This is a genomic window from Streptomyces rimosus subsp. rimosus, from assembly GCF_000720725.1.
In the GTDB taxonomy this organism is placed as follows: Bacteria; Actinomycetota; Actinomycetes; order Streptomycetales; family Streptomycetaceae; genus Streptomyces; species Streptomyces rimosus_A.
In genome coordinates, this window is record NZ_JOCQ01000196.1 from 1 (window position 1) to 4,557 (window position 4,557).

The window sequence follows — 4,557 nt, forward strand, 5'->3', positions numbered from 1 at the left end:
GGTAGAGGGGGGAATGGATGGGGTGGGGCGTGCGTCACGCGATCTGTGGGGTGCGGGGTGCGGGACGGGCGCCTGGGGAGGACGCGCGCCCCGCGCATAAGCTGGGCGCATGACCGATCTCGTCACCACCGGCCCGGAGGGCGACCTTCCGGGCAAGCCCACTTCCGTCTCCCGTACGACGCTGTCGCACATCATGACGGCAGGTGACACCAACCTGCTCGGCACGGTGCACGGTGGCGTGATCATGAAACTCGTCGACGACGCGGCGGGCGCGGTGGCGGGCCGGCACTCCGGCGGCCCTGCCGTGACCGCCTCCATGGACGAGATGGCGTTTCTGGAGCCGGTCCGCGTCGGCGACCTTGTCCATGTGAAGGCCCAGGTGAACTGGACCGGCCGGTCCTCGATGGAGATCGGCGTACGGGTCCTGGCCGAGCGCTGGAACGAGTCCACGCCCGCGACCCAGGTCGGCTCCGCGTACCTGGTCTTCGCGGCGGTGGACGAGAACGGCAAGCCGCGCGCCGTACCGCCGGTCATCCCGGAAACCGAGCGCGACAAGCGGCGGTATCAGGAGGCGCAGATCCGCCGCACGCATCGGCTGGCGCGGCGGCGTGCGATCAAGGAGCTGCGGGAGCAGGGCGTCGTGGGGGACGCCGAGTAGGTCACCTTCGGCCGGTGAGCTGGTCACGGGCGTGAGGCTCCTCCGCAGCCTCCTCCGCAGGTTCCTCCCGAAGCCCCTCCCGATGCCCCTCCCACGTGATCACCAGTCCGGGCCGATGCGTACGAGGGTCGCCTCGGCGTCCGTCGTACGGGCGCCCTCCCAGAGGAGCACGCGGTCGGCGTCGGTCTCGGTGAGGAGTTCGTCGGCGAGGCGGGTGTCGCTGTGGAGGGCGCGTTCCACTACGGCCTGGCCGGTTTCGCGTGCGGTCCACGCGGCACCGTCGCGTACGTCGAGGCGCCACGTGTAGCGCACGCGTTCGCGCAGGATGCGGTACACGTACGACGGTGTGACGGCCAGGTCACGGGCGATGGCCGGCGCTTCCTGGCCGTCCGCCGCGGCTTCCAGGACGAGACGCGGCAGGGCGGACTCGGTGACCTTGTAGGCGCGCCGGATGCGGCCCGCCTCGGCCAGGGTCAGGCCGTCGGGGTCGATGTCGAGTTCCGGGACGACCGGCGTGCGTGATGAGGGCGGTGCGGCGTCGGAGTCCTGTCGGGGCGCGTGATTGAGGCGCTCCACGTCCGCCTGAAGGGCGGCTTCCTCCTGCTCCAGCCGGGCCCGCTGCGCGGACAGGCGCGCGGCGCGGGCGGTCAGGTCCTCGGAGCCGGAGCCGGAGCCGGAGCCGGAGCCGGAGCCGGAGCGCTGCGGGGCGGTCGGCGCGTCCGGTACGCGGGAATCCGGCTGCGCACCCAGGAACTGCTGCGCGACAGCGGTGATCTGGTCGATGAACCAGCGGTCGGTGAGTGGTGATCGCTTTTCGCCCTTGGCGCCCATGCGCGGGACTGTACTGAGTACACAAGGGCTGGGCAACTGAGTACACAGGGGGGTGGACGGTCAGGGGCACGCCGCCTCGTCGCCGGTCAGCGTCCCGAAGTCGCCGGAGCCCGACGGCTGGGTCGGGTCGTCGGAACGGACCTTGTGCACCGCCTTGAAGTCCTTGCCGACCGTGACACGCAGCAGCGAGCCCTGGCCGGGGGCCTGCCGCAGGGCCGCCCCGGGCAGGGCGGCGGCCAGCGAGCGCACCGAGCGGTTCCAGCGCGGGTCGTAGGCGATCACGGTCCGCCGTACGCGCGCGGGCGCGTTGCCGGGCGTTCCGGTGGTGTCGAAGCCGGTGGCGCGCAGGGCCTTGTCCACCGCGCGGCCCAGCCCCATCCGCCCGGCGCCGTTGTCGACCTGCACCCGGATCGTGCCGGGCGGTACGTCCACCACCGCCGCGCGCTGCCGCCCGTGCCGCCGCACGGCCAGCGGCCGGTCCTCGCGCAGGGCCTGGAAGAGCTTCCTCGCCTTGGCCTCGTTCCACCGCACGGTCGAGCCCACGTCGGGCACCTGGAAGTCGATGTCGCCCACCGGTACGGAGGCGAACTCGGAGGACGACGGGTTGAAGCCGCGCAGCGCCTGGCCGAGATCGACCATCTCGTCGGCACCGAAGCCCTCGTCGGCCCGTACGGACTCCAGCAGCGCGTCGGTGATGTGCTTGAACTGGACCGGGTTCAGCAGTGCGCCGGAGCTGGTGATCTTGTGCATGAGTGCGGCGAAGAAGCGCTGCTGGCGCTGCATCCGCCCGAGGTCGGACGCGCTGTCCAGGTGCCGGGCCCGGACGTACTGGAGCGCCCGGCCGCCGTCCAGCCGGGACCGCCCGGGGGGCAGGTCGAGGCCGGTGTAGCTGTCCTTGAGCGGGCGCGTGGTGCAGATGTCCACGCCGCCGACCGCGTCCACCGTCTTCATGAAGCTGGTGAAGTCGACCTCCAGGTAGTGGTCGATGTGCACCCCGGTCATGCGCTCGACGGTCCGGATGGTCAGGCCCGGCCCGCCCTCCGCGTACGCCGCGTTCAGCTTGACCGGGTGGCCGTGGTGCTTCTGCCCGGTGTTGGCGTCGGTGTGCGGCGGCGTCAGGGCGTACGAGTCGCGCGGCAGGCTGACCACGCTGGCGCGGTCCCGGTCGGCGGACAGGTGGACCATCATGATCGTGTCCGTGCAGTGGCACGGCTCGCCGCCCAGGTGGTAGCGGCGCTTCTCCTCGCGGGACAGCTTGTCCCGGCCGTCCGTGCCGACGACCAGGAAGTTCATCCCGTCCCCGCCGCTGTTGTCCGGCCGGTCGCCCAGGCCCTTGAAGGCGTCCACCCGGGAGATGCCGTCCTCCACGCCGGCGACCATGGCGTGCCCGATGCCGCCCGCGGCCAGCAGCAGCAGCGAAGCGCTCGCGGCCATGCGCAGACCCCAGCGGGGCCGCCCGTCCGGGCGCCGGTGACGGGCGGGGGGACGGGGCGGGCGGTGCGGTGCGGTCATGGGGACACCTCCGCGGCGGGGTCGGGGCGGACGGAGCGGGGGAGGGGACGTCGTACGAGGAGGAGACGTCGTACGAGAAGGGGCGCGGGGCCGGGAGGGACGTGGTTCGGGGACGGGACAAAGGACGTGGTACGGGGACGGGGCAAGGCCGGGGACGGGGCAAGGCCGGAGACGGGCCGCCCGGGGACCGGGAGGAGCCGTCTCCGTACGCGGACGAATGCTGACGAACGGGAACATGCGGGCCGGGTCACCGTAGGCCCATATGATCGGCTGTAAAGCGCCACACGCCGGGTGCCGGGCCCAAGGCCACCCGCCTGCCGTCGGCTCCCGTCCCCCATACGCGGTAACGTGACCGCGATGAACGCCACGCCCCCGCAGCAGCCCCCGGCCGTCTCCGTGATCATGCCGGTGCTCAATGAGGAACGTCATCTGCGCAGCTCGGTCCAGCACATCCTGGCGCAGGACTACGCCGGTGAGATGGAGGTGGTGATCGCGCTCGGGCCGTCCACGGACCGTACCGACGAGATCGCCGCCGAGCTGGTCGCCGAGAACGCCGCGAGCGAGCGCGCCCGCGTGCTGACGGTGCCCAACCCCACCGGCCGCACCCCGGCCGCCCTGAACGCGGCGATCAAGGCGTCCCGCCATCCGATCGTGGTGCGCGTCGACGGCCACGGCATGCTCTCGCCCAACTACATCGCGACCGCGGTCCGCCTCCTGGAGGAAACCGGCGCGCAGAACGTCGGCGGCATCATGCACGCCGAGGGCGAGAACGCCTGGGAGGACGCGGTGGCCGCCGCGATGACCTCCAAGATCGGCGTGGGCAACGCCGCGTTCCACACGGGCGGCGCCGCCGGTCCGGCCGACACGGTCTACCTGGGCGTCTTCCGGCGCGAGGCGCTGGAGCAGCAGGGCGGCTACAACGAGGAGTTCATCCGCGCCCAGGACTGGGAGCTGAACTTCCGTATCCGCGAGGCGGGCGGGCAGATCTGGTTCTCGCCGGAGCTGAAGGTGCAGTACCGGCCGCGGCCCAGCGTCCGCGCGCTCGCCAAGCAGTACAAGGAGTACGGGCGCTGGCGCCACGTCGTGGCCCGCTACCACTCCGGTTCGATCAACATGCGGTACCTGGCCCCGCCGACCGCCGTGTGCGCCATCGCGGCGGGCGCCGTGGTCGGCGCCTTCGTCACGCCCTGGGGCTTCGTCGTCCCGGCCGGCTACCTCGCCGCCATCACGGCCGGTTCCGTCCCGGCGGGCAAGGGGCTGCCGCTGAAGGCCCGCGCCCAGGTCCCGGTCGCGCTGGCGACCATGCACATGTCATGGGGCTGGGGCTTCCTGACCAGTCCGCGGTCGCTGGCCAAGAAGGTCATCGCCAGCCGCCGCCCGGCGGTGACGGCCCCGCGCCGCCCGGCCGCGGCCGAGTGAGCCCGGCGGCCCGCACCGGCGAGGCGGCCCGCCCCGGCGGCTGACGCGCACCCGGCGCCCGTACGCGATCGCGTACGGGCGCCGACGCGTACCGCTCCGCCGGTACCGGGCGCGTGCCCGCTCACCCCCGTCCGTGC

Annotated in this window: 4 protein-coding genes; 2 read left to right on the plus strand and 2 right to left on the minus strand. The window is 73.0% G+C overall.

Going from position 1 to position 4,557, the window contains the following annotated elements:
• Positions 1-109 precede the first annotated feature (109 nt).
• Entirely contained in the window at positions 110-658 is a 549-nt protein-coding gene (locus IH45_RS0142180; protein WP_030682303.1) for an acyl-CoA thioesterase, read from the plus strand.
• A 99-nt stretch (positions 659-757) separates the two neighbouring features.
• Here the strand turns inward: IH45_RS0142180 and IH45_RS01000000144760 are convergent, their stop codons facing one another.
• Positions 758-1,489, minus strand: coding sequence for a hypothetical protein (locus IH45_RS01000000144760; protein ID WP_032919521.1), 732 nt, complete (start codon positions 1,487-1,489; stop codon positions 758-760).
• Positions 1,490-1,549: 60 nt separating this feature from the next.
• The gene (locus tag IH45_RS0142190) at positions 1,550-3,001 is read right to left on the minus strand and encodes an LCP family protein (RefSeq protein ID WP_078898055.1); all 1,452 of its coding nucleotides are present in this window, start codon (positions 2,999-3,001) and stop codon (positions 1,550-1,552) included.
• A 357-nt stretch (positions 3,002-3,358) separates the two neighbouring features.
• Between IH45_RS0142190 and IH45_RS0142195 the strand changes: the two genes are divergently transcribed.
• Positions 3,359-4,420 (plus strand): glycosyltransferase family 2 protein, encoded by a 1,062-nt coding sequence (locus IH45_RS0142195; RefSeq protein ID WP_030682310.1) that lies wholly within the window; start codon positions 3,359-3,361, stop codon positions 4,418-4,420.
• Positions 4,421-4,557: the final 137 nt, after the last annotated feature.

What these genes read in the sequence shown, in the direction of transcription:
- IH45_RS0142180 (WP_030682303.1), top strand. Translation starts at nt 110, where the DNA reads ATGACCGATCTCGTCACCACCGGCCCGGAGGGCGACCTTCCGGGCAAG.
- IH45_RS01000000144760 (WP_032919521.1), bottom strand. Translation starts at nt 1,489, where the DNA reads ATGGGCGCCAAGGGCGAAAAGCGATCACCACTCACCGACCGCTGGTTC.
- IH45_RS0142190 (WP_078898055.1), bottom strand. Translation starts at nt 3,001, where the DNA reads ATGACCGCACCGCACCGCCCGCCCCGTCCCCCCGCCCGTCACCGGCGC.
- IH45_RS0142195 (WP_030682310.1), top strand. Translation starts at nt 3,359, where the DNA reads ATGAACGCCACGCCCCCGCAGCAGCCCCCGGCCGTCTCCGTGATCATG.